Below are 21,278 nucleotides of genomic sequence, written 5' to 3' on the forward strand. Positions count from 1 at the left end.
TACAGGAAAAAAGAGTGTAGAATACTGGCTATGATTCAGTTGGTGGTTGGCGCTTTTTGTGTTGTAGTGACCCATAATCGCCGATTATCATGGATCTGACTACCTTTTTTATCCTATCTCACTGATTATTCTATGTAAGAAGTGGGGAGCCATCAGGATTGGACTATTCTTGGTGGCGCGGTTGATGCGCCAAATGAGGGGGAAGCTCTTGATTAAACGCCATCCCACCTGTTGTATATTGGAGTTACCTCAATGAGTCATTTGCTATTGGTCGAGGATGATACCTTGCTGGGTGAGGGACTGCGCCAGTTTTTCGAAAGCCACGGTTTCCAATGTACTTGGCTGACAGAGAGTCATAAGGTAGAGAAGCACTGGTTTCATGCTGATCTCGTTATCTTAGATCGGCAACTTGCCGACGGTGATAGTTTGACTCAGCTTCCTCACTGGCTTTCCCTAAAAGCGCTACCGGTTATTGTACTGACCGCGAAAATCGACGTAGAGCAGCGGGTCGAGGGATTAATGGCAGGGGCAAAAGACTACGTGGTTAAACCCTTTTCACATCAAGAGTTACTCGCGCGAATTTATGCTCAGCTTCGGCCTTTAGGCGAAAGCCAGCTCTTGTATGGGCCTATCAAGGTTGAACCGGGATCGCGGAATGTTTATTGGCAGAATGAAACCGTGATGTTGAAACCAAAAGAATTTGACCTGTTATTATTGTTATTACAAAACCAAGGGCGTGTTTTTCATCGCGAAGAGCTTCTTAACAAGATATGGGGCTATCAAGCGTTTCCTACCACACGCACTGTGGATAATCATGTGTTGCGGTTACGACAAAAACTGCCCGACTTGGCGATTGAAACGCACCGGGGTGTGGGCTATCGATTGGTGGCGTTGTGAAGATGTGTGGTTATCGTTTACTGGTGATAGTATGCATGCTACTCAGCGTTAATGTCCGCGCTGAACAAGCGTGGATTCCTAAAACACCGATGCAAGAAACCTATCAAGCATTGTTGGCCGACAGGCCCACTGTTGCTTGGCAGGAGCTTATTTTTGCGTTGTCTCAGCAGCCAATACCGACTGAACACTGGGCTAAGATAAAGCACGCGATTATCAATCAAACAGATTGTGGCCAGCAGTTGACTGAGCCCAACGGTAAGGATATCCCGCAAGGACTCACGGTTTCTTTTGTGCGACGCGCGGGCGCATCAAGCCTGGGTTATGAGATCAAGCTATCGGCTGAACATGTCTCACGTTCAACCTTGGTGACGCTCACCGATCCCAAGGGTCAGACGGTGATTAGTGAAATATTAGGCGCCCAAACTGGATTTCAAGAACTTGAATCAGGACAACTTTTTACGCAAGTGGATCCAGGCGTCTACGAACTGCGTTTAGGTGGGCAACACTACAGCTTGATCGTTTACGGATTACCGCGGCGCCCTTGGGTGAAACTTATCGGGCATCCCGATCAACAATTAACGGTTGATTTGCCGAACACGCCAACCAGCTGTGCACCGGCAGCCGCTTATTGGCTATGTGTAGATGATGCGTACCGCTGGATCGAGCAAACGCCAATTTATGTGACAAGTAGCGAGGAAAACACGCCGAGCCCGATGAAGGTCTCGCTCCCCGTTAAACGTCCCGCTAAATCGGAACACTTAAGCGCGATCGTGACGCATTTTGAGTACCAAGGCGCTATCAAAGTGAATTATGTCGAACGGCTAGCCTTGCCTTTACCGGAGGCGCATAAAAAATAGCCCGACAAAGCGGGCTATTTTTACGTTATCGAACAGGTAATTAGTTCAGGTACGCGTTGAACATCCAAAGCAGTTTTTCTTGTTCGCGGATGTAATCGCTCATCAGTGCAGATGTACCTTCATCGCCCGCATCACCGGCAAGACCCATAATGTCACGTTGTAGGCTAATCAATACACTAAATCCGTCAACAATGGCGCGTAGACCAGCTTGGCCGTTCGCCTCTGGTGCGTGTTCTTTGATTTCACTGATTTTCAAATACTCACTGAAGCGGTGCTCTGCGGTACCACCAATGGTTAGAATACGCTCAGCTACTTCATCGATTTTGGTTTGAAGATCCGTGTAGATCTCTTCAAATTTAACATGCAGCTCGAAGAAGTCGCCGCCTTTGATGTTCCAGTGAAAACCACGCACATTGGTGTACAGCACTTGGTAGTTTGCTAATAGCGTATCTAGGCGTGCTGCTAGATCGGCGGCCTTGGTGCTGTCTAACCCGATCAATGTTGATTGTTTACTCATCTAATGCCTCCTTTGTGGCAAAATCAATGTGTTCAATCGTCGCGTTATCGCGAGAATCGAATACTGAAAACCGTGTTGTCCAATCTGATATAGATAGAATAACCTACCGATATAAAAAAGGAAAATGGAGTTAACCGATATGCCTGATAGGGTGAACCTATGGAGTGGTCGATGTACCGTAATACAAAACTAGGTAGAAAGAGGAATGATACCCACCGCCATGGTTGGAAGGTGGGCAGCTAGATTAACTATGCGAGCCTATTTTCGTCTCGAGTGGTGAAAGCCAGTGGAGTTGTTAAAGCGTCAAGTGACCCACCGTGTTCGAGACTTCTTCTGCCCCTGCATGGATATCACTCATGACAGTGTCGGCGGCGGTGACTTTTTCCTGTCCGAGCGAGGATTGTTCAGTGACTCTTTCCATCGCGTCGCTTACCCCTTTGATGAGTTGCAGGTTCTCATCGACCACATCGGCGATTTCAGTGGTGGATTTACTGGTGCGCTGAGACAGGCCTCGTACTTCATCCGCCACAACCGCAAACCCACGTCCTTGCTCTCCCGCGCGCGCCGCTTCTATCGCGGCATTGAGTGCGAGCAAGTTAGTTTGTTCAGCGATTTGTTTGATGGTGGTGACGATATTTTCAATGCTCTGTGCATGCTCACTGAGCTGATTAACCTGATTGGAGGCTTCAACGGCTTGGTCGGTGACGTTTTGTGAGAGCTGAACGGCTTCTTGTAATAGCGCACTGCCATTTTCGCTATGTTTGAGCGTTTGCTCTGATGATGCTTGAGCAAGCTCTGCTGCTTGATTAACGGCTTGATTTTTTTTCACTGTATCGGTAACTGCTGTCGCGAACTTGATCACGCGATAAACGTTTCCTTGTGTATCAAAAACAGGGTTATACGTGGCTTCTAGCCAAACTTCATTGCCATATTTATCACGGCGCAAGTATTGGCCAGACGTGAATTGGCCGCTCGCTAGCGATGCCCAGAAGTTTGGATTATCTTCGTAAAACGCATGATCACAAAATATCTCATGATGCTGGCCTGCAATTTCTCGTGCTTGATAGCCCACTGCGGCGAGGAAATTATCGTTGGCACGCACAATGGTTCCGTCAGGTTCAAATTCAATCACCGCCAATGAACGATCGATAGCAGCCAGAATAGATTGTTGTCGCAAACTTTCTTTGTGTTGTTTGGTGACATCAGCTGCCAATTTGCGAACGCTAACCACTTTGCCGCTGCTATCTGTGATGGGCACATAAGTCGCTTCCATCCAGATTTCCTGTCCTTGCTGATGGCGGCGACGAAATACGCCTTTTCGTGGCTTACCTTGCGCCAGTGATTGCCAAAATTGTCGATAACTTGGGTCATTAACGGTGTCGTCGAAACAAACCGCGCGGTGATGCTGGCCGATAACCTCATCATGGCTGTAACCAATAATACTGAGGAATTTATCGTTTACGCTGGTAATGATGCCGTCAGGTGTAAAGGTGATGGTCGCAATATGTGTATTAATGGCATCGAGCTCCGCTTGGAGCGCGGCTTTTTCCGCTTGGCAGGTGTCCAATTCTCGCTGCGTCTTTTTGAACATGACAGCAAACTTCCTTTTGTCCATTGCTCAGAGGTGAGCGTATTCAACGTGTTGTGTAAAAGGTTGACGCACATAGATTTAGTGACGCACATAGACTTAGTATAGAGTGCAACGTTTTTTGAGTTTGATTTTTTCCTTCATGTCACCATGGAATCTAGCGTAGCCTGCGGTTTTTGCTGCTTTGGGTGATGGTTAAAAACATAATAATTGTGTGTCTGTATGTGTCATCTTACTTTCTTTACCCAGAGTTATTACGTATTCTTTGTGATTGAGATCATGTTAACAGGACTTCTTGTGTAACATTTTCATAAAGCATCCTCACAGCTTGTAACCAAAGCCCTTTTCTATTTTCAATAATTTCTGAAAATTCCAAATTTTCATTGATCCCACACAAAGAAACTCCGTATTATCCCTCAGACGCACTGTGAGGGAGATCAAAAATGGAGTTGTCACAAGAATTACGCAACGTCGTAATGCACTTTGGTGAGATGGGAAGCCGTTGGGGCTTTAATCGCTCAGTCGGTGAAATGCTAGCGCTGATTGTGCTAAGCGAACATCCCTTAAGTGCTGACGACATTGTGTCTGCACTCAACATATCTCGAGGCAACGTCAGTATGGCAACCAAAGAGTTGCAAGGCTGGAATTTGATCCGTTCACAGCGTACCCCCGGAGATAGAAAGGATTACTTCGTGCCCAATGGCACTATCTGGGAGTTGGCGCAGCAGGTGCTTGCTGAAAGGAAAAAGCGAGAAGTCGACCCCACCTTATCCATGTTGCGTTCACATTTTATGCGAAGCGAAGACGACGCAGACAGTCACGCGGTGACGCAGTTACATGAGATCCACGATCTTTTGGAGCTGTTCAACCATTGGTTTGATGATGTGCAGCAAATGAAACCTGAGCATCTGAAAAATTTGATGAAGCTGGGTAGCAGCGTCGGTCGACTTCTTGAGCTGTCGGGCAAATTGTTTCACAGCAAGTCCAACGAAGAATCGGGTAAGTAACGTCCTGAGGGTAATGTCATGTTAGATACATTAATGTTGTCGCGAATGCAGTTTGCGGCCAACATCAGCTTCCATATCCTTTTTCCCACCATCACGATTGCACTCGGATGGATGCTGGTGTTTTTCAAATTCAGACACAATCGCACGGGTGAGCAAATTTGGCTCGACACCTATTATTTCTGGGTCAAGGTGTTTGCGCTGACCTTTGCACTTGGGGTGGTCTCGGGTATCACCATGAGTTTCCAGTTTGGCACTAATTGGCCGGGCTTTATGGAAAAAGTGGGGAACATCGCCGGTCCTTTATTAGGCTACGAGGTGATGACGGCTTTCTTCATGGAAGCAACCTTCCTCGGTGTGATGTTATTCGGTAAAAACCGCGTCCCTAACTGGGTGCATACGCTGGCGACCTTACTGGTGGCGATTGGTACCACGATTTCCGCTTTCTGGATTCTGGTGCTGAATAGCTGGATGCACACACCAACCGGCTTCGAGATCATTGAAGGAGTGGTTCACCCAACCAGCTGGTTTGAGGTCATTTTTAACCCATCCATGCCATATCGCTTAAGTCATATGTTGCTGGCCTCTGGTTTGACCGCATCTTTCTTGATTGCCGGTATTTCCGCCTATCAGAAATTGAAATCACCGGCATCCGGTGTGTCAGACAAGCCATTGAAAGTGGGGATTACGGCGGCCGCTATCTTGATCCCATTGCAAATCTTTATCGGCGATATGCACGGGCTGAACACCCTAGAGCATCAACCACAAAAAATTGCCGCGATGGAAGGGGTGTGGGAAACCGAACAAGGCGCGCCATTACTGCTTTTCGCGGTACCTAACGAAGAAACACGCTCAAACGACTATGAAGTCGGGGTTCCAAACTTGGCGAGCCTAATTCTTACCCACAAACTCGATGGAGAGATTAAAGGGCTGGACAGCTTTGATTATCATCCACCGGTCAAACCACTCTTCTTTGGTTTCCGAATCATGGTGGGCGTGGGTATGCTGATGTTGTTGGTGAGCTGGTACACCACCTATCGTGTGTGGCGAAACCAGCCGATGCCTAAATGGCACCTGATGGGTCTCGTGGCGATGACCTTCTCGGGATGGGTAGCCACGTTGTCGGGGTGGTATGTCACTGAGATTGGTCGTCAGCCCTGGCTCGTGCAAGGGGTATTGAAGACGGCGGATGCGGTGACGACAGTCGCCAGTGCCAATGTGGGGATTTCATTAACCATCTATCTCACGCTCTATGCCGTGTTGATGGTGGCCTATATTCGTACCTTGTTCTTCTTGGCGAAAAAACGTTTGCCAGAGTATCAATCTGACGACGCAAACACCGCGCAGTCAACTAAAGAGGTGAACGTATGATTATCACGCCGCATTTACCTGAAATATATCTATTGCTCTTTGGCTTTACGGTCTTTATGTATGCCGTATTAGATGGCTACGACCTCGGGGTTGGCATGTTGCTCCCGAGCTGTAATCAGGCACAGCGCGATCGCATGATCGCATCGATTGGTCCTTTCTGGGATGCTAACGAGACTTGGCTAGTGCTGGCGGTTGGTATTTTGTTGATTGCATTCCCGAGTGCGCATAGCTTGATTTTGACTGAGTTATATTTGCCGACCTCAGTGATGTTAGCGGGGTTAATCTTGCGTGGGGTCTCCTTTGATTTCCGCGCCAAGGTGCGGCCCGAGCGTAAGGATTTATGGGATCGTTGCTTTAAAGCCGGTTCCTTCATTGCCGCCATGACCCAAGGCTATATGATTGGTCGTTATGTGTTGGCATTTGATGAGAGCATTGGGTCTTATTTGTTTGCCCTATTAAGCGGCCTGTGTGTGACCGCGGCTTACATCTATATTGGCGGCACTTGGCTGGTGATGAAAACCGAGGGCGACTTGCAAAAGCGGGCGGCCAAATGGTCACGTCGCGGTGGTTGGTTAGCGGCATTGGGGGTATTAGCAATCAGCATTGTCAACCCACTGGTAAGTGAAACGGTTGCCGCGCGTTGGTTTGGTTTTCCTGAGATCTTGCTACTCGCGCCTGTCCCGTTAGTGTGTCTGGCGATTATGGTGTTGGTAGACCGGTATTTACGTCATGTGCCGGTTGAAAATGATGTGGGGTATCAATTCCCTTTCATTGGCGCGATATTTCTGTTCGCACTGAGCTTTTTTGGCTTAGCCTATAGTTTCTTCCCGGACATCGTGCCTGGGGTCATGACAGCACAAGAGGCAGCGAGTGCACCAGGCACCTTATTGATTGTGGGCTACGGTGCCATGTTTGTGTTGCCGATGATCTTCTTGTACACCGTGTTTGTCTATCGCGTGTTCTCCGGTAAAGCGACGGATCTCAACTACGAGTAACCTCTTTATTGCTAACCGTCTTTTATGAGCACCCAGACCATCACAAGATGGGCTGGGTGCTTTTTTATGTAATTGGCCTATCTCCATGTGCTTGCGATAAGCCCAGAAAAAGGTTGTTACCCTAAACATTCTTTGCATTAAATATTACATCTCGTTGAATTGCGTCTTCAGCCTATCCAGGCAAAGCCGCATTTTTCTTTTGTTCATGAAATAAGGTTTAGGTAGTCCAAACCACTTTTGTTGTTATTTTTTGTTTAAAATCGGCGAAAAAAGCCTTTTTTGTCGACATTAGGGGCTTTTAAGGTGTTTCAATGGTGGAGTCCGTGCCGATTCCTGAGGCTTAATCATTTGTCCTTTTCTTGTTTATGGCCCTTAACACTTGTCATGGATAGCGATATTTTAGGTGTCTTTTTGCTCGATCCGGTTATAAATACTACTATCAGTACAAACGATTAGGTGCCGTTCGAGCATGGCTAAAATTGACTTAAATCATTGTTTTTACTTTATCTGACTGTTTTTTCGTAGGGTGGGGTGTAGCAAATTGGTTAAAAATAATGTTTGAGATCTAATGATTAGCGTGTAAGATTATATTTAACTAATCGTTCAATTAAAAAAACGAATGGAGACGTAATGCCTAAGGTAGGGATGCCGGAAGTACGGAAACCGCAGCTGGTTAAAGCCACCATGACGGTCATTGGTCGAGTGGGGCTGCATGCGGCCACGATTTCTTTGATTAGTAAAGAAGCCGGCGTATCAACAGGCATTATTAACCACTATTTTGGTGGTAAGCATGGCTTGCTAGAAGAAACCATGCGCGTGGTATTACGTGAGCTGTCAGCAACGGTGATTGGCGCATTGCGTGAAATCCCACGTTATCACCATCAGGCGCGCATCAACGCGATCATTAACGCCAACTTTGAAGGGTTTCAGGCCAAGTCTGATGTGGTTAAAACTTGGTTAGCGTTCTGGTCGTATGCCATGCATGACAATGAGTTATACCGTTTACAACGGGTGAACGAAAAGCGCCTGCTGTCGCATTTGCGCATTGAACTGCGCGCACTACTGCCGCTTGAGCAGGCGGCGATGGTCGCTCAGGGGATTGCGGCGTTGATCGATGGTATTTGGTTGCGTGGTGCATTGAACCCTAAAGGTATTGATGCCAACAACGCTCGGACCATTATCAATGATTATTTAGATAAGCAACTGACCTTTTATGGTCGTCCTCAGAGCTAAGGCGCAAAAGAGCTAAGGCCGAAAAACGCCTGACATATACACTCGAACACAAAAGAATTCAGGATTAAATATGAACGCGAAAACGCTTTTTATTAATGGCCAACTTACCACCGCTACCAGTGGCGAGCACTTTGCCACCGTCAACCCAGCAACGGGTGAGACGATCGCGCAGATCGATCAAGCTTCGGCAGACGATGTACAAGCTGCGGTCGATGCTGCAAAGCAAGGCTTTGCCGTATGGTCGCGTATGACGGCGATGGAGCGTAGCCGCATCCTACTTAAAGCGGTTGCACTGTTGCGTGAACGTAACGATGAGCTTGCCATGCTGGAAGTGCTCGATACGGGTAAACCGCTACAAGAAGCGGTCGAAGTGGATGTAGTGACCGGTGCGGATGCGATTGAGTACTTTGCCAACTTGGTACCTTCTATGCAGGGTGAGCAGCAACCGCTCTCGGAAAACCAATTCTTCTACACCCGCCGTGAACCTCTGGGCGTGTGTGCGGGCATCGGCGCTTGGAACTATCCGATCCAAATTGCGATGTGGAAGTCAGCGCCAGCATTGGCTGCGGGTAACGCGATGGTATTTAAGCCGTCTGAGGAAACACCGTTAACAGCGCTTAAACTGGCAGAAATCTTTGCCGAAGCGGGTATGCCTGCTGGCGTATTTAACGTGGTGCAAGGTGATTATCGCGTCGGTCAAATGCTGACTGCACATCCAGAGATTGCCAAAGTCTCGTTTACCGGTGAAGTTGGGACAGGCAAAACCGTGATGGGTGATGCAGCTAAAACGCTGAAGTCAGTCACCATGGAGCTAGGTGGTAAATCACCTTGTATCGTGTTTGATGATGCGGATCTGGATAATGCGGTATCGGCAGCCATGGTCGCTAACTTCTATACCCAAGGCGAAGTGTGTACGCACGGCACTCGTGTATTTGTTCACGATAGTATTTATGACGCCTTCGTTGAGCAACTGAAAGCGCGGACAGACAAGCTCGTTATCGGTGATCCAACCGATATGAACACCCAAGTTGGTGCGCTGATCTCGACCGAACACCTTAATAAGGTGATGACGGCGATTGAAACAGCGAAAGCAAGCGGCGCAACCTTGCTGACCGGTGGTTACCGCGTCACTGAAAATGGCCTGGATAAGGGGAACTTTGTGGCGCCAACCATCTTTACTGACTGTGATGACAGCATGGCGCACGTTCGTGAAGAAATCTTTGGCCCCGTGATGTCGGTATTGCGTTTCTCTAATGAGGAAGAAGTCGTTGCCCGTGCTAATAACACACACTATGGCCTAGCGGCAGGTATCTTTACCCAAAACCTATCGCGTGCTCACCGCATTATTCATCAGCTTGAAGCGGGTATTTGCTGGGTTAACACCTGGGGTGATTCACCAGCAGAAATGCCAGTCGGTGGCTACAAGCAATCAGGCGTCGGTCGTGAGAATGGTGTCGAAACCCTCACACACTATACCCAAACTAAAAGCGTCCTGATTGAGCTTGGCGATTTCGCCAGCCTTACGCCTAATTTCTAACGGAGCGACCAATATGTCACAACGCTACGATTATATTATCGTCGGCGCGGGTTCGGCCGGCTGCGCATTGGCCGATCGGCTGACCGAATCTGGCCAACATCAAGTGCTACTGCTTGAAGCGGGCGGTACCGATAAGAGTATTTTTATCCAAATGCCGACCGCTTTGTCGATTCCTATGAACACCAAGCGTTATGCCTGGCAGTTCGAATCATTGCCGGAACCAGGCCTTGATGGACGTGAACTTCATTGCCCTCGCGGTAAAGTGCTCGGTGGCAGCTCATCGATTAATGGCATGGTCTATGTCCGCGGTCACGCTTGTGACTATGAAGAATGGGTTGAACAGGGTGCTAATGGCTGGGATTACGCGAGCTGCTTGCCCTACTTTAAGCGTGCAGAAACCTGGTCTGGCGGCGCAGATACCTACCGTGGGGGTAACGGCCCTGTCGGCACTTGCAACGGCAACGACATAGAAACTTAAACCGCTGTATCAAGCCTTTATTGATGCAGGGGTAGAAGCTGGCTATCCAGAAACTAAAGATTACAACGGGTATCAGCAAGAAGGCTTTGGCCCAATGCACATGACCGTCGACAAGGGTGTACGAGCTTCAACCTCGAACGCGTATCTACGTCGTGCATTAAAGCGTGACAATCTGACCTTGAAAAAGGGCGTAGTGACCCGTCGCATCTTATTAGAAGGTAAACGTGCTGTCGGCGTGGAGTTTGAAAAGGGTGGCAACATTGAACACGCCATGGCGGATAAAGAAGTTATCTCCAGTGCGGGTTCTGTCGGCTCTCCTCAGCTACTGCAGCTCTCAGGGATTGGTTCACGTGAGGTGCTTGAAAGCGCAGGTGTTGATGTTCAGCACGAACTACCAGGCGTGGGTGAAAACTTACAGGACCACCTCGAGGTATATTTCCAGTTCCACTGTAAGCAACCGATCACGCTTAACAGCAAGCTGGACCTTATCAGCAAAGGCATGATTGGCACTGAGTGGATCCTTACTCGCAAAGGCTTAGGCGCAACAAACCACTTTGAATCGTGCGCCTTTATTCGCTCACGCGAAGGATTGAAGTGGCCAAACGTGCAATATCACTTTTTGCCTGCGGCGATGCGCTATGACGGCAAAGCCGCGTTTGATGGCCATGGTTTCCAGGTGCATGTTGGACCGAATAAGCCGGAAAGTCGCGGTTACGTTCGGATTAAATCTGCCGATCCACATGCTAAGCCGGCGATCTTGTTTAACTACATTACCACTGAGCAAGACCGCCAAGATTGGCGTGACACCATTCGCTTGACGCGTGAAATCATGGATCAAAACGCGATGGATACATTCCGAGGCGATGAGATCCAGCCGGGTAAAGATGTTCAGTCGGATGAAGCGATTGATCGTTGGGTGAAAGAGAACGTGGAAAGCGCTTATCACCCATCGTGCACCTGCAAAATGGGTGCGGAAGACGACGCGATGGCGGTGCTCGATGAGCAGTGCCGTGTGCGTGGCATTCAAGGGTTGCGCGTGGTGGACTCCTCGGTTTTTCCGACGATCCTTAACGGCAACCTGAATGCTCCAACCATCATGGTAGCGGAGCGCGCCGCTGACATGATTCTTGAAAAGTCACTCTTGCCTGCCGAGCAGGTGCCAGTATGGATTGCGGCTGAGTGGCAAGACAAGCAACGCAATCAAAACGCGCAGAGTGATGATGTCACCCAAGGGTGAGCACGCACTAGAAACTAATCAGTAAGCATTACAAGGAAACTAAGATGTCAATGAATAAACGTAAAACCACCAAAACGCTGATGACTGCGGTTGGCCTGAGCTCAATGATGGCATTCGGCGCTGCAGCGAATCAGTGCGAAACCGTGCGTTTCTCGGATATCGGTTGGACAGACGTCACCTCAACGACGGCTATCACCACGGAAGTGCTGAAAGGTATGGGCTACACCACAGAGACAGATTTACTGTCACTGCCTGTGACCTTCTCTTCAATGGCGTCGGGCGACATCGACGTATTCCTCGGTAACTGGATGCCAACACAGACAGGCGACATCAAGAAGTATCTTGATAATGGCACCGTCGATAGCGTTCGCGCTAACCTGACGGGGGCGAAATATACCTTGGCTGTGCCTAAATATGTGTACGATGCCGGTGTGAAGAGTGTCGCAGATATCGCGGAATATGCTGACAAGTTTGACTCACGCATTTATGGCATTGAGCCCGGTAACGATGGCAACACGCAAATTCAAAAAATGATCGACACGGACGATTTTGATCTGGGTGATTTCCGCCTGATTGAGTCCAGTGAAGCGGGCATGATTTCGCAAGTCTCACGTGCCGTTCGTCGTGACAAATGGGTTGCCTTCCTCGGCTGGGCCCCGCACCCAATGAACAGCAATTTCGATATGAAGTATCTGTCTGGCGCCGATGAGTATTTCGGCCCGAACTATGGCGGCGCAACCGTGCATACCAATGTACGTAGTGGTTACGTAGAACAGTGTGCGAACGTGGGTCAAATGCTCGAGAATCTTGAGTTTAGCCTCAAGATGGAAAACGAAATGATGGGCAAAATCCTTAACGACGGTGAGAAGCCACAAATGGCGGCACGTGAGTGGCTACGTAACAACCCTAGTGTGTTGAAAAAGTGGCTAGACGGTGTCACCACTGTTGACGGTAAAGACGCCGTTGAAGCGGTCACTGAATATCTAAAAAAGACTGAAGCGTAACCATAAAAAGTGTAGAGGAGAGGGCGGTGTGAACGCCGCCCCTAAGGTTTTATTGTGAATATTATTACAGATAACAAAATCCCACTCGGTCAATGGATGGAGAACGGTGTTGATTGGTTGACCATGAACGCCGCGGGTTTTTTGATGCGATTTCAATCAGCTTAGATACCATCATTACGCTACTGGTCGACATTTTTAAATGGATGCCAGCCGCTGGCCCGATACTCATGACCGCAGCCCTTGCTTGGTATCTGCAACGTCGAATTTCTATCGTTATCTTTGTTGTGAGTGCGCTCTTGTTGATCCTCAACCTGGGCTACTGGCAAGAGATGCTGGAAACCTTTGTTCTGGTTTTTGCCGCGACAACGATTTCCGTATTAATTGGCATACCGCTGGGGATCATGGCGGCGCACCGGCCTTTGGTATATACCTTTATGCGGCCATTGCTCGATTTAATGCAAACCGTGCCACCGTTTGTGTATCTCATCCCAACGCTAGTGTTGTTTGGGTTAGGGATTGTACCGGGGCTTATTTCGACCATTATCTTTGCCATCGCATCGCCAATCCGCCTGACGTATCTCGGGATCACGCGTGTGCCTGAAGAGTTGGTCGAGGCGGGGCGTGCATTTGGTGCCACTCGCATGAAGTTGTTGTTTAAGGTGGAACTCCCGGCGGCATTGCCAAGCATTATGACCGGTGTGACTCAGTGTATTATGTTGTCGCTGTCGATGGTGGTTATCGCTGCGCTGGTGGGGGCTGATGGTCTGGGTAAACCGGTTGTCCGTGCACTCAATACAGTGAACATTTCTCAAGGGTTTGAAGCGGGTCTCGCGATTGTATTGGTCGCCATCATTCTTGACCGCTTGTGTAAAGCACCTAACCAAGGCAATGAATAAGGGGGAACCATGGACGCAATCGCAATTAAAAATTTAGATGTGGTGTTTGGCGATAACGTACAGCCAGCACTTGATCTGTTGGATAAAGGCCTTTCTCGGTCAGAAATCATTGAGCAAACCGGACAAGTTGTCGGTGTCGACAACGTCTCTCTCAACGTCAAGGAAGGCGAGATTTGTGTACTTATGGGCTTATCAGGCTCAGGTAAATCAAGTTTACTCCGTGCAGTCAACGGCTTAAACCCTATCAGCGTGGTAGCCTCGAAGTCCGTGACGGTGACCAAATGGTCGATATGGCGAACGTTGATTCGCAAACATTGCGTCACTTGCGTACAAATCGAGCTTCTATGGTGTTTCAAAAGTTCGCCTTAATGCCCTGGATGACGGTTGTCGACAATGTGGCGTTTGGCTTGGAAATGAAAGGGTTCAGCAAAAAAGAACGCCGCAAGCAAGCGCTTGAAAAACTGGAATTAGTTAGCTTGGGTGAGTGGGCAAACCAGTATCCCCATGAGCTCTCTGGTGGTATGCAACAGCGTGTTGGTTTAGCGCGCGCTTTTGCCATGGACAGCGATATACTGCTGATGGATGAGCCTTTCTCGGCGCTTGATCCGCTGATCCGTGCTCAATTACAAGATGAGCTGTTAGAAATCCAGAAAAAGTTGAATAAAACCATTTTATTCGTCAGTCACGACTTGGATGAAGCGCTTAAAATTGGTAACAACATTGCGATCATGGAATCTGGCCAATTGATCCAGCATGGTAAGCCGGAAGATATTGTGTTGCGTCCAGAAACTGACTACGTCCGTGACTTTGTGGCCCATACTAACCCATTGAATGTCCTGAAAGGGCGCTCAATGATGAAGACGGTTGATAACTTAACGCACGTTGAGAATCGGTGGAAAATCTGTGATCGTCGTGAAATCTGGGTTACAGCTGAGCAAGATGGTACGTTCTCTGCGACCGCGGGCAATGAACCATTGCGTGTGGCGGAATGGAAGAAAGATATTCTGGACTTCTCACAAGTTGGTGATAATACCATTGTGGTGGCCTCTCCTGATATTGAGATGCGTGACGCGATTGAAATTCGCTATAACACCAATACGCCTGTATTGCTGGTCGAAAATGGCGAGTTGCTCGGGACGCTTTCTGATCATGATTTTTATCATGCCTTACTGGGCAAGTTTCAGAAAAAAGACGCAGACGAAGCGGCATAACTCACCACGAGTCAGCCCCATATCTAGCCATACAAAAAGGCCTGCTCTCGAGCAGGCTTTTTTCTTATCACAGTGGTATTTGTTAATAACCGAATCAATATTACGGCATGATCACGGTATCGATCACGTGAATGACGCCATTGGAGGCCATGATATCGGGTTTGACCACGGTCGCATTGTCCACTTTCACATCACCGTAAGAGACTTTGATCATCACGTCGCTACCTTGCACCGTGGTTGCCGACGACATACCCATGACTTGCTCGGCTGTGACCTTGCCTGGGACAACATGATAAGTGAGAATATCTGTTAACTTGTCTTTATTTTCTGGCTTCAGTAGGGTTTCTACGGTGCCGTTTGGGAGCTTATCAAAGGCAGCATTGGTCGGCGCAAATACGGTAAAGGGGCCATCACCTTTCAATGTACCAACCAGATCCGCGGATTTTACTGCTGCGACTAATGTTGAAAAGTCATCATTTTTCATCGCAGTGTCAACAATATCATGTTCACCTTTGTGGTGAGCAGCGACCGCGGAGCCCATACCTGCGAGGAATGTGGCAATGACTGCAAATGTGGTCATCGTGTGCTTTAACATCATTATTCTCCCTTTCATTTTGTTCCCCACCATAACGGCGATGCAGCATTGCAAACGCTTGGTGACTCCCCGGGAATGATTAACTTACTGCCTTGTAGAAAACGAAGGGAAAGATGAAGCCGATCACAACGCCCAAGACATTTTTGGCCACGATTCCCTCTTTTACGCCTGATTGCGCTGATATTCATGTGAAATTTTTCGAACAACTCATTCGTATAATTGTGATTGTCCGCACACTTTTGTCGGCGTAATCTCATGTTTGTTCTAACGCAGCAACGCGAACACGCTGTCGATAGGTTGAAAGTATGATGGCTGAGCAAAGAAATCTGTTTTCAAAATAGAGACAGTGAGGTGACAAATCATCCGCGATGTTGGCGTTTAATAGCAGCCAACCCGATACGAAAGAGGAAATAACCATGAAAAAACTTGCAGCAATCTTCGCCCTAACGTTCGCCTCAACCTCTGTAATGGCTGGTGGTTTAAACCTCGATGTCACCCCAGCTGAAGGTGGTGCTTGGGTCTCCGTCACCGAGCAAGGTCAAGCGGTTCAAGGTGCAAAAGTGACAAGCGAATCTGGTATGGATGCGAAAGTCACTGACGAATCTGGTCGTGTATTTATTCACGCACAAAATCAGAACAGCCGCTCAGTCAACTATGTGGCCAGCACAGACCAAGGCCAGCACGCTGAAAAAGCAGCCTTTGTACGTGGCGATCACAGCTAAGCATTGTTCATGATCCATTATGGATAATACTGACCATGAATCATAGAGCACAAAAAAGAGAGCATAGCGCTCTCTTTTTTTATGCCTTTTAGGTCAACTACGTTTTTAGGTCAATCACGTTTTTGGATCAACCATGCTTTTAGATCAAAGAGCGACCCAACTTGATGGGTTGGTGTAATGCCTTCTGGTACCGGGGTGTTATCGGTATTAAGCCAGCATGTATCAATCCCGGCACGCATGCCACCCAGCACATCAGAATGTGGATTGTCACCCACCATTAAGATTTTCTCCTTGGGGGGATTACCCATCTTTTCAAAGGCATGTTCAAAGATCCGAGGATCCGGTTTGGCGATCCCCACTTGCTCCGATATCACCAAGGTTGAAATCGCAGGCTTCAATCCGGTTTTTTCTAAGCGGATATCTTGAAGAGCGGTAAATCCGTTAGTAATGATACCAATATGTGCATGGGGCTTTATCGCACTAATGAGATCGTGCGCACCCGAAAGCGGCTGACAAATATCGGCCATCGCCTCTAAGAAACCTTGGTTCAATGTGGCAGGGGCGACGTTAAGACGCTGTCCCCAACGCGTGAAACGTTCGGTTTGTAGCGTGTGCGCGTCAATCTCGCCATCTTGATATTTCACCCATAACGGCTGATTATAGGCCGAGTATTCAGCAAAGGCGTGACGATCAAAGTCGACATCGTAATGAGAGAAAAGTCGCTGAAGACCCGCATATGCATCGAAGTGGAAGAGGGTTTCATCTGCATCAAAAAGCACCCAAGGATATCGCATCTATCTAACTCTCTTAATGTGGAGTAAAAAGAGTGTAACAGAATTAGCGGCTTGCCATCGAGCGTTCATCAGAGACTCCCCGTCCATGGCGAGAAACAATCACGAAACAGTAACGCGACGTTAAAGAGAAAGGTATAGTCCAGCCAAGGTCGCGCTCATCAGGTTAGCCAGTGTCGCCGCCAGAATAGCACGCATTCCCAAGGTCGCAATATCACCGCGACGCTCAGGCACAATCCCCCCTAAGCCGCCCATTAACATCGCTATCGAGGTCAAATTGGCAAAGCCACATAGAGCAAAGGTGACAATGGCTTGGCTATGCGCTGATAAGTGCGCTTTCATCTCCATAAAGTCAGCAAATGCAACAAACTCATTGACTGCGATCTTTTTACCAATCAAGGTACCGGCTGTCATGGCTTCCTGCCATGGGGATACCAATGAGCCATGCGATAGGGGCGAAAAGATAACCAAAAATCCATTCTAAGCTCAGTTGCGGCATGTCGAGCAACCCCTCCAGTTTGGCGAGTCCACCATTGATAAGCGCGATCATACTGATCACAGCCAATAAGCTGGCACCTACTGCCATCGCAATCTGTAAACCGCTTAAGGCGCCCTGCGTGCCTGCATCAATCAAGTTAACGGGTTTGTCCTGATCCTCTTCTAGCGCTTGCGTTTGTGCATGACTCATTGGCGTTTCGGTTTGCGGTACCATAATTTTCGCCATCATCAATCCTGCCGGGGCAGACATAAAGGCAGCGGCGATCAAATATTTCATTTCTACCCCTAAGCCGGCGTAGCCAACCATGGTACCGCCGGCAACAGAGGCTAAACCCCCCACCATAACGGCGAACAACTCAGAGCGTGTCATGGTGGCTAAAAAAGGCCTCACAACCAGCGGGGCTTCGACAGAGCCGACAAAGATATTGGCAGTAGCAGACATAGATTCGGTACGAGAGGTGCCAAGCATGCGGCGAAGTGCTCCACCAATCAATCGGATCACCCAAGTCATAATACCGAGGTGGTAGAGCACGGCGATTAATGCGGAGAAAAAGACAATCGTCGGTAATACATTAAAAGCAAATATAAAGCCCAGCTTGAACTTAGCGAGATCACCAAACAAAAATTCGGCACCGATATCACCGTAACTGATGATAGAAGAGACGACCCCAGATGCTGAGGCGAGTAGCTGTTGACCCACCGGGACAGAGATAATAAAGCCAGCGAAGACAAGCTGAATGAGAAAGGCACCGCCAACGGTCCGCCAATTAATCGCTTGGCGATTTTCCGAAAAGACAACCGCGATAAGGAAGAGGACACTAATCCCCAAAAGGCCAATGCCTAACTGCATGGTAAGCTCCGCAAACGTTAAACTTAGGATGGAAAACGATTGCGGCGGTATTGTACGCGGTTTTTATAATGTGACAAGAGTCACTTTTTGTGCTTTTTGTTTTCACTTTATTGCAATCGTATCAATCTTGATAACCAACGTGTTATGGCACGTAAAAAATGCGTGACGGCTCAGTAAAAAATGTGTCGTGGCCCATGCTTTCTTTTTGAATTTGTGAGCGAAGATTGCGTTACATCAAAAGTATTTATGGTCAGTGTGTCTATTTTTCATGGGCATCCCGGATAAAATCCGACTATGATTTGCATAAAGTTATTGATGACGCTATTTCCTTAATGACACGATTGTTTATAGTTCTGAAATAAAGAGTTCAAATAACTCGCTGAGCAAGTAAAAACGCCGGATTCGGGGAAGTTTTTTCTTAGTGGGTGGTCACAAAATAAACATTTGGTTAGGCCCCTAATTAAATTTTTTTCGAGATGTGTTAATGTAGCGGACTGTGTGGTGATGACTGGTCTTTTATTGATGTTAAAGATGGCTTAAACATCAATAAATAATGGGCTCACCACCAACACTCACAGGCTTCCGAATAAACGGACTAAGGAGTTAACTCGTGAGCGATAAAAGCCATGAAGATATGATGACACCAGACGGGAAGGTTAACCCGATCGATACTGACTATCAGGTCGGTCAGGATAACGTAGCGCTAAAACTCGGCCCGTTTGGTTTTGATATTCACAACCGAGTATTTATGATTTCTGGGCTGGCAATTTTGGCCTTTATTTTTGTCACCCTGGCATTTCAAAACCAAATCGGTCCTGTTTTTGGGGATCTACGTGGATGGCTAACCTCTAACCTAGACTGGTTCTTCCTTTCTGCGGGTAATATTTTTGTTGTTGCCTGTCTAGTATTAGTGGTGTCACCACTGGGTAAAGTGCGGCTCGGCGGGACTGAGGCCAAACCGGATTACGGCTATGCTGGCTGGTTCGCGATGCTTTTTGCGGCCGGTATGGGCATTGGCTTGATGTTCTATGGCGTGTCTGAGCCCTTGACGCACTTTCAAACTGCGTTAGGTGGCACGGCAACCGGTGCCGATGGTATTCGTACCGATTGGGCGCCTTTGGGTGCGGCAGCAGGGGATGCTGAAGCGGCTCGTCGCCTGGGTATGTCTGCCACTATTTTCCACTGGGGCCTGCACCCATGGGCTATTTACGCGGTACTCGCACTGGGTTTGGCCTTGTTTGCCTATAACAAAGGCTTGCCACTGACAATGCGTTCGGTCTTCTATCCGATCTTCGGTGAGCGCATTTGGGGCTGGACCGGTCACGTCATTGATATTCTTGCTATCATTGCCACCTTGTTTGGTCTTGCCACCTCTCTGGGGCTAGGGGCATCACAGGCGTCTGCCGGTCTACACTTCCTATTTGACACGCCTTTGGGTGATACCACCGAAGTCCTGTTGGTCATGGGCATTACCGCCGCAGCGATCTTATCGGTTGTTGCAGGGGTGGACAAAGGGGTGAAGCGCCTGTCTGAAATCAACATGATTTTGGCACTGTTGCTACTGGTGTTTGTGATTGCCGTGGGACCCACGATTGCCATCTTAACCGGCTTCTTTGGTAACCTCGGTACCTATCTGCAGAACCTCCCAGCGCTGTCTATGCCGTTTGGCCGTGAAGATGCGAACTTTACCCAGGCTGGACATCCTTCTACTGGGCATGGTGGATTTCTTGGTCCCCATTTGTGGGTATGTTTATTGCGCGTGTTTCACGTGGTCGTACCGTCCGTGAGTTCATCACCTGTGTGTTGATTATCCCTTCAGCCGCCTGTGTGCTCTGGATGACCGCCTTTGGTGGCACCGCGATTAGTCAGTTCCTTAACGACTATACAGCTGTTGCCGATGCAGAGCTATCGCTCCAGCTGTTTGCGATGCTGGATGGTTTACCCTTGGCTGCAATCACGTCATTTATCGGTATTATCCTGGTGATGGTCTTCTTTGTGACCTCGTCTGACTCGGGTTCACTGGTTATCGATACCATTTCCGCGGGTGGTAAAGTGAATGTCCCTGTGCCACAGCGTGTTTTCTGGGCGTCTTTCGAGGGCTTGGTTGCCGTTGCGCTCATTCTCGGCGGTGGTTTGGTGGCCTTGCAAGCGATGGCCGTGTCGACAGGCTTCCCGTTCACGATTGTGCTGTTGGTCGCGACTGTCTCCTTGTTTAAAGGTTTGATGTCAGAGCCGCGTGGCTAATTAGCGAAACACCGTTAACGTAGTCGATGATGAGAGGCAGCGCACCACGCGTTGCCTCTTTTTTTATTGCCCTCTTTTTTCAGCACCTTTTGTCGCCAATGTCCGTCCCCCGAGGCGAAGATGTATGGTGTGGTTAAACATTGACCAAGCTCGCCCTGTTCTCATTCACCTATTCATCTTGTGTGGTACTCTTACTGACTTTTCTGTCATTGCTCCCTTTCGCGCATTTAATTTCACCTCAATATCGAGTGTTACCAAGACGGCGCCCAGCAACAATGACAGGTTTCCGAGTAGACGGATTAAGGAGTTCACGTGTGAGCGATAAAAGCCATGAAGATATGATGACACCTGACGGGAAGGTGAACCCGATCGACACTGATTATCAGGTCGGTCAGGATAACGTTGCCCTCAAATTTGGCCCGTTTGGCTTTGATATTCATAACCGCGTATTTATGGTGGCGGGGTTGGTAATTATGGCTTTCGTATTTGTGACGTTGGCTTTCCAAGACCAAATGGCCCCATTTTCGAGCAAATGCGTGCTTGGTTGACGGGTAATCTAGATTGGTTCTTTCTTTTAACCGGTAACGTATTCGTCATCGCCTGCTTAGTGCTGATTGTCTCACCACTCGGCAAGGTGCGGCTGGGTGGTACTGAGGCCAAACCGGATTACGGTTACGCTGGCTGGTTTGCGATGCTGTTTGCCGCCGGGATGGGCATTGGCTTGATGTTCTATGGTGTGTCTGAGCCGTTAAC

13 protein-coding genes and 7 pseudogenes are annotated in these 21,278 nt (G+C 48.5%); 15 read left to right on the forward strand and 5 right to left on the reverse strand.

The genetic code is table 11. The features are described from left to right. Positions 1-157: 157 nt before the first annotated feature. From DZ54_RS25890 to DZ54_RS0107095, 3 genes and pseudogenes are all read left to right on the forward strand, one after another. Positions 158-256, forward strand: a pseudogene (locus tag DZ54_RS25890) (ATP-binding protein); the annotation flags it as partial. Beyond that, a complete protein-coding gene (locus DZ54_RS0107090; RefSeq protein ID WP_025673569.1) occupies positions 253-897 on the forward strand; it encodes a response regulator transcription factor in 645 nt (214 codons plus the stop codon). The pseudogene DZ54_RS25890 and the gene DZ54_RS0107090, both read left to right, overlap by 4 nt. A gap of 2 nt (positions 898-899) precedes the next feature. After that, positions 900-1,754, forward strand: a complete 855-nt coding sequence (locus tag DZ54_RS0107095) for a DUF2861 family protein (RefSeq protein WP_025673570.1) — start codon at positions 900-902, stop codon at positions 1,752-1,754. A 40-nt stretch (positions 1,755-1,794) separates the two neighbouring features. On the opposite strand, the gene DZ54_RS0107100 is transcribed toward DZ54_RS0107095, so the two are convergent. Continuing rightward, positions 1,795-2,271: a Dps family protein gene (locus DZ54_RS0107100; protein WP_025673571.1), complete on the reverse strand. Its 477-nt coding sequence runs from the start codon at positions 2,269-2,271 to the stop codon at positions 1,795-1,797. Positions 2,272-2,566: 295 nt separating this feature from the next. Beyond that, entirely contained in the window at positions 2,567-3,862 is a 1,296-nt protein-coding gene (locus DZ54_RS27680) for a methyl-accepting chemotaxis protein (RefSeq protein WP_025673572.1), read from the reverse strand. Between the two features lie 440 nt (positions 3,863-4,302). On the opposite strand from DZ54_RS27680, the gene DZ54_RS0107110 reads away from it, so the two are divergent. The 9 genes and pseudogenes from DZ54_RS0107110 (at position 4,303) to choV (ending at position 14,825) form a co-directional block, all read left to right on the forward strand. Further along, positions 4,303-4,866: a GbsR/MarR family transcriptional regulator gene (locus DZ54_RS0107110; RefSeq protein ID WP_021022513.1), complete on the forward strand. Its 564-nt coding sequence runs from the start codon at positions 4,303-4,305 to the stop codon at positions 4,864-4,866. Positions 4,867-4,884: 18 nt separating this feature from the next. Next, entirely contained in the window at positions 4,885-6,234 is a 1,350-nt protein-coding gene (locus DZ54_RS0107115; RefSeq protein WP_025673573.1) for a cytochrome ubiquinol oxidase subunit I, read from the forward strand. After that, positions 6,231-7,229 carry a cytochrome d ubiquinol oxidase subunit II gene (gene cydB, locus DZ54_RS0107120; protein WP_037353852.1) on the forward strand — a complete coding sequence of 333 codons (999 nt, stop codon included), beginning with the start codon at positions 6,231-6,233 and terminating at the stop codon, positions 7,227-7,229. Before DZ54_RS0107115 ends, cydB begins: the two co-directional genes overlap by 4 nt. Positions 7,230-7,859: 630 nt before the next feature. Then, positions 7,860-8,462, forward strand: a complete 603-nt coding sequence (betI, locus tag DZ54_RS0107125; RefSeq protein WP_025673575.1) for a transcriptional regulator BetI — start codon at positions 7,860-7,862, stop codon at positions 8,460-8,462. A 70-nt stretch (positions 8,463-8,532) separates the two neighbouring features. Beyond that, a complete protein-coding gene (gene betB, locus DZ54_RS0107130) occupies positions 8,533-9,999 on the forward strand; it encodes a betaine-aldehyde dehydrogenase (RefSeq protein ID WP_025673576.1) in 1,467 nt (488 codons plus the stop codon). 13 nt (positions 10,000-10,012) lie between these two features. Beyond that, positions 10,013-11,714: pseudogene (betA, locus tag DZ54_RS19840) on the forward strand (choline dehydrogenase). 44 nt (positions 11,715-11,758) lie between these two features. Continuing rightward, positions 11,759-12,718 carry a choline ABC transporter substrate-binding protein gene (locus DZ54_RS0107140; protein WP_025673577.1) on the forward strand — a complete coding sequence of 320 codons (960 nt, stop codon included), beginning with the start codon at positions 11,759-11,761 and terminating at the stop codon, positions 12,716-12,718. A 54-nt stretch (positions 12,719-12,772) separates the two neighbouring features. Beyond that, positions 12,773-13,614, forward strand: a pseudogene (gene choW, locus DZ54_RS19845) (choline ABC transporter permease subunit). 9 nt (positions 13,615-13,623) lie between these two features. Continuing rightward, positions 13,624-14,825 (forward strand): annotated as a pseudogene (gene choV / locus DZ54_RS19850) (choline ABC transporter ATP-binding protein). 100 nt (positions 14,826-14,925) lie between these two features. Here choV and DZ54_RS0107155 read toward each other — a convergent pair. Next, entirely contained in the window at positions 14,926-15,423 is a 498-nt protein-coding gene (locus DZ54_RS0107155) for a fasciclin domain-containing protein (RefSeq protein ID WP_025673578.1), read from the reverse strand. 413 nt (positions 15,424-15,836) lie between these two features. Here DZ54_RS0107155 and DZ54_RS19855 point away from each other — a divergent pair, with 413 nt between their 5' ends. After that, the gene (locus DZ54_RS19855; protein ID WP_025739316.1) at positions 15,837-16,142 is read left to right on the forward strand and encodes a hypothetical protein; all 306 of its coding nucleotides are present in this window, start codon (positions 15,837-15,839) and stop codon (positions 16,140-16,142) included. Positions 16,143-16,252: 110 nt separating this feature from the next. On the opposite strand, the gene yjjG is transcribed toward DZ54_RS19855, so the two are convergent. Both yjjG and DZ54_RS19860 read right to left on the reverse strand, forming a co-directional pair. Continuing rightward, complete coding sequence (gene yjjG / locus DZ54_RS0107170; RefSeq protein ID WP_025673580.1) at positions 16,253-16,936, reverse strand: pyrimidine 5'-nucleotidase; 684 nt, start codon at positions 16,934-16,936, stop codon at positions 16,253-16,255. Positions 16,937-17,056: 120 nt separating this feature from the next. Then, a pseudogene (locus DZ54_RS19860) lies at positions 17,057-18,281 on the reverse strand (NupC/NupG family nucleoside CNT transporter). A 634-nt stretch (positions 18,282-18,915) separates the two neighbouring features. Here DZ54_RS19860 and DZ54_RS19865 point away from each other — a divergent pair. Both DZ54_RS19865 and DZ54_RS24110 read left to right on the forward strand, forming a co-directional pair. Next, positions 18,916-20,525 (forward strand): annotated as a pseudogene (locus tag DZ54_RS19865) (BCCT family transporter). Positions 20,526-20,839: 314 nt separating this feature from the next. Then, a pseudogene (locus tag DZ54_RS24110) lies at positions 20,840-21,278 on the forward strand (BCCT family transporter); the annotation flags it as partial.

It is taken from the genome of Salinivibrio socompensis S35, assembly GCF_000513715.1.
Classification (GTDB): Bacteria; Pseudomonadota; Gammaproteobacteria; order Enterobacterales; family Vibrionaceae; genus Salinivibrio; species Salinivibrio socompensis.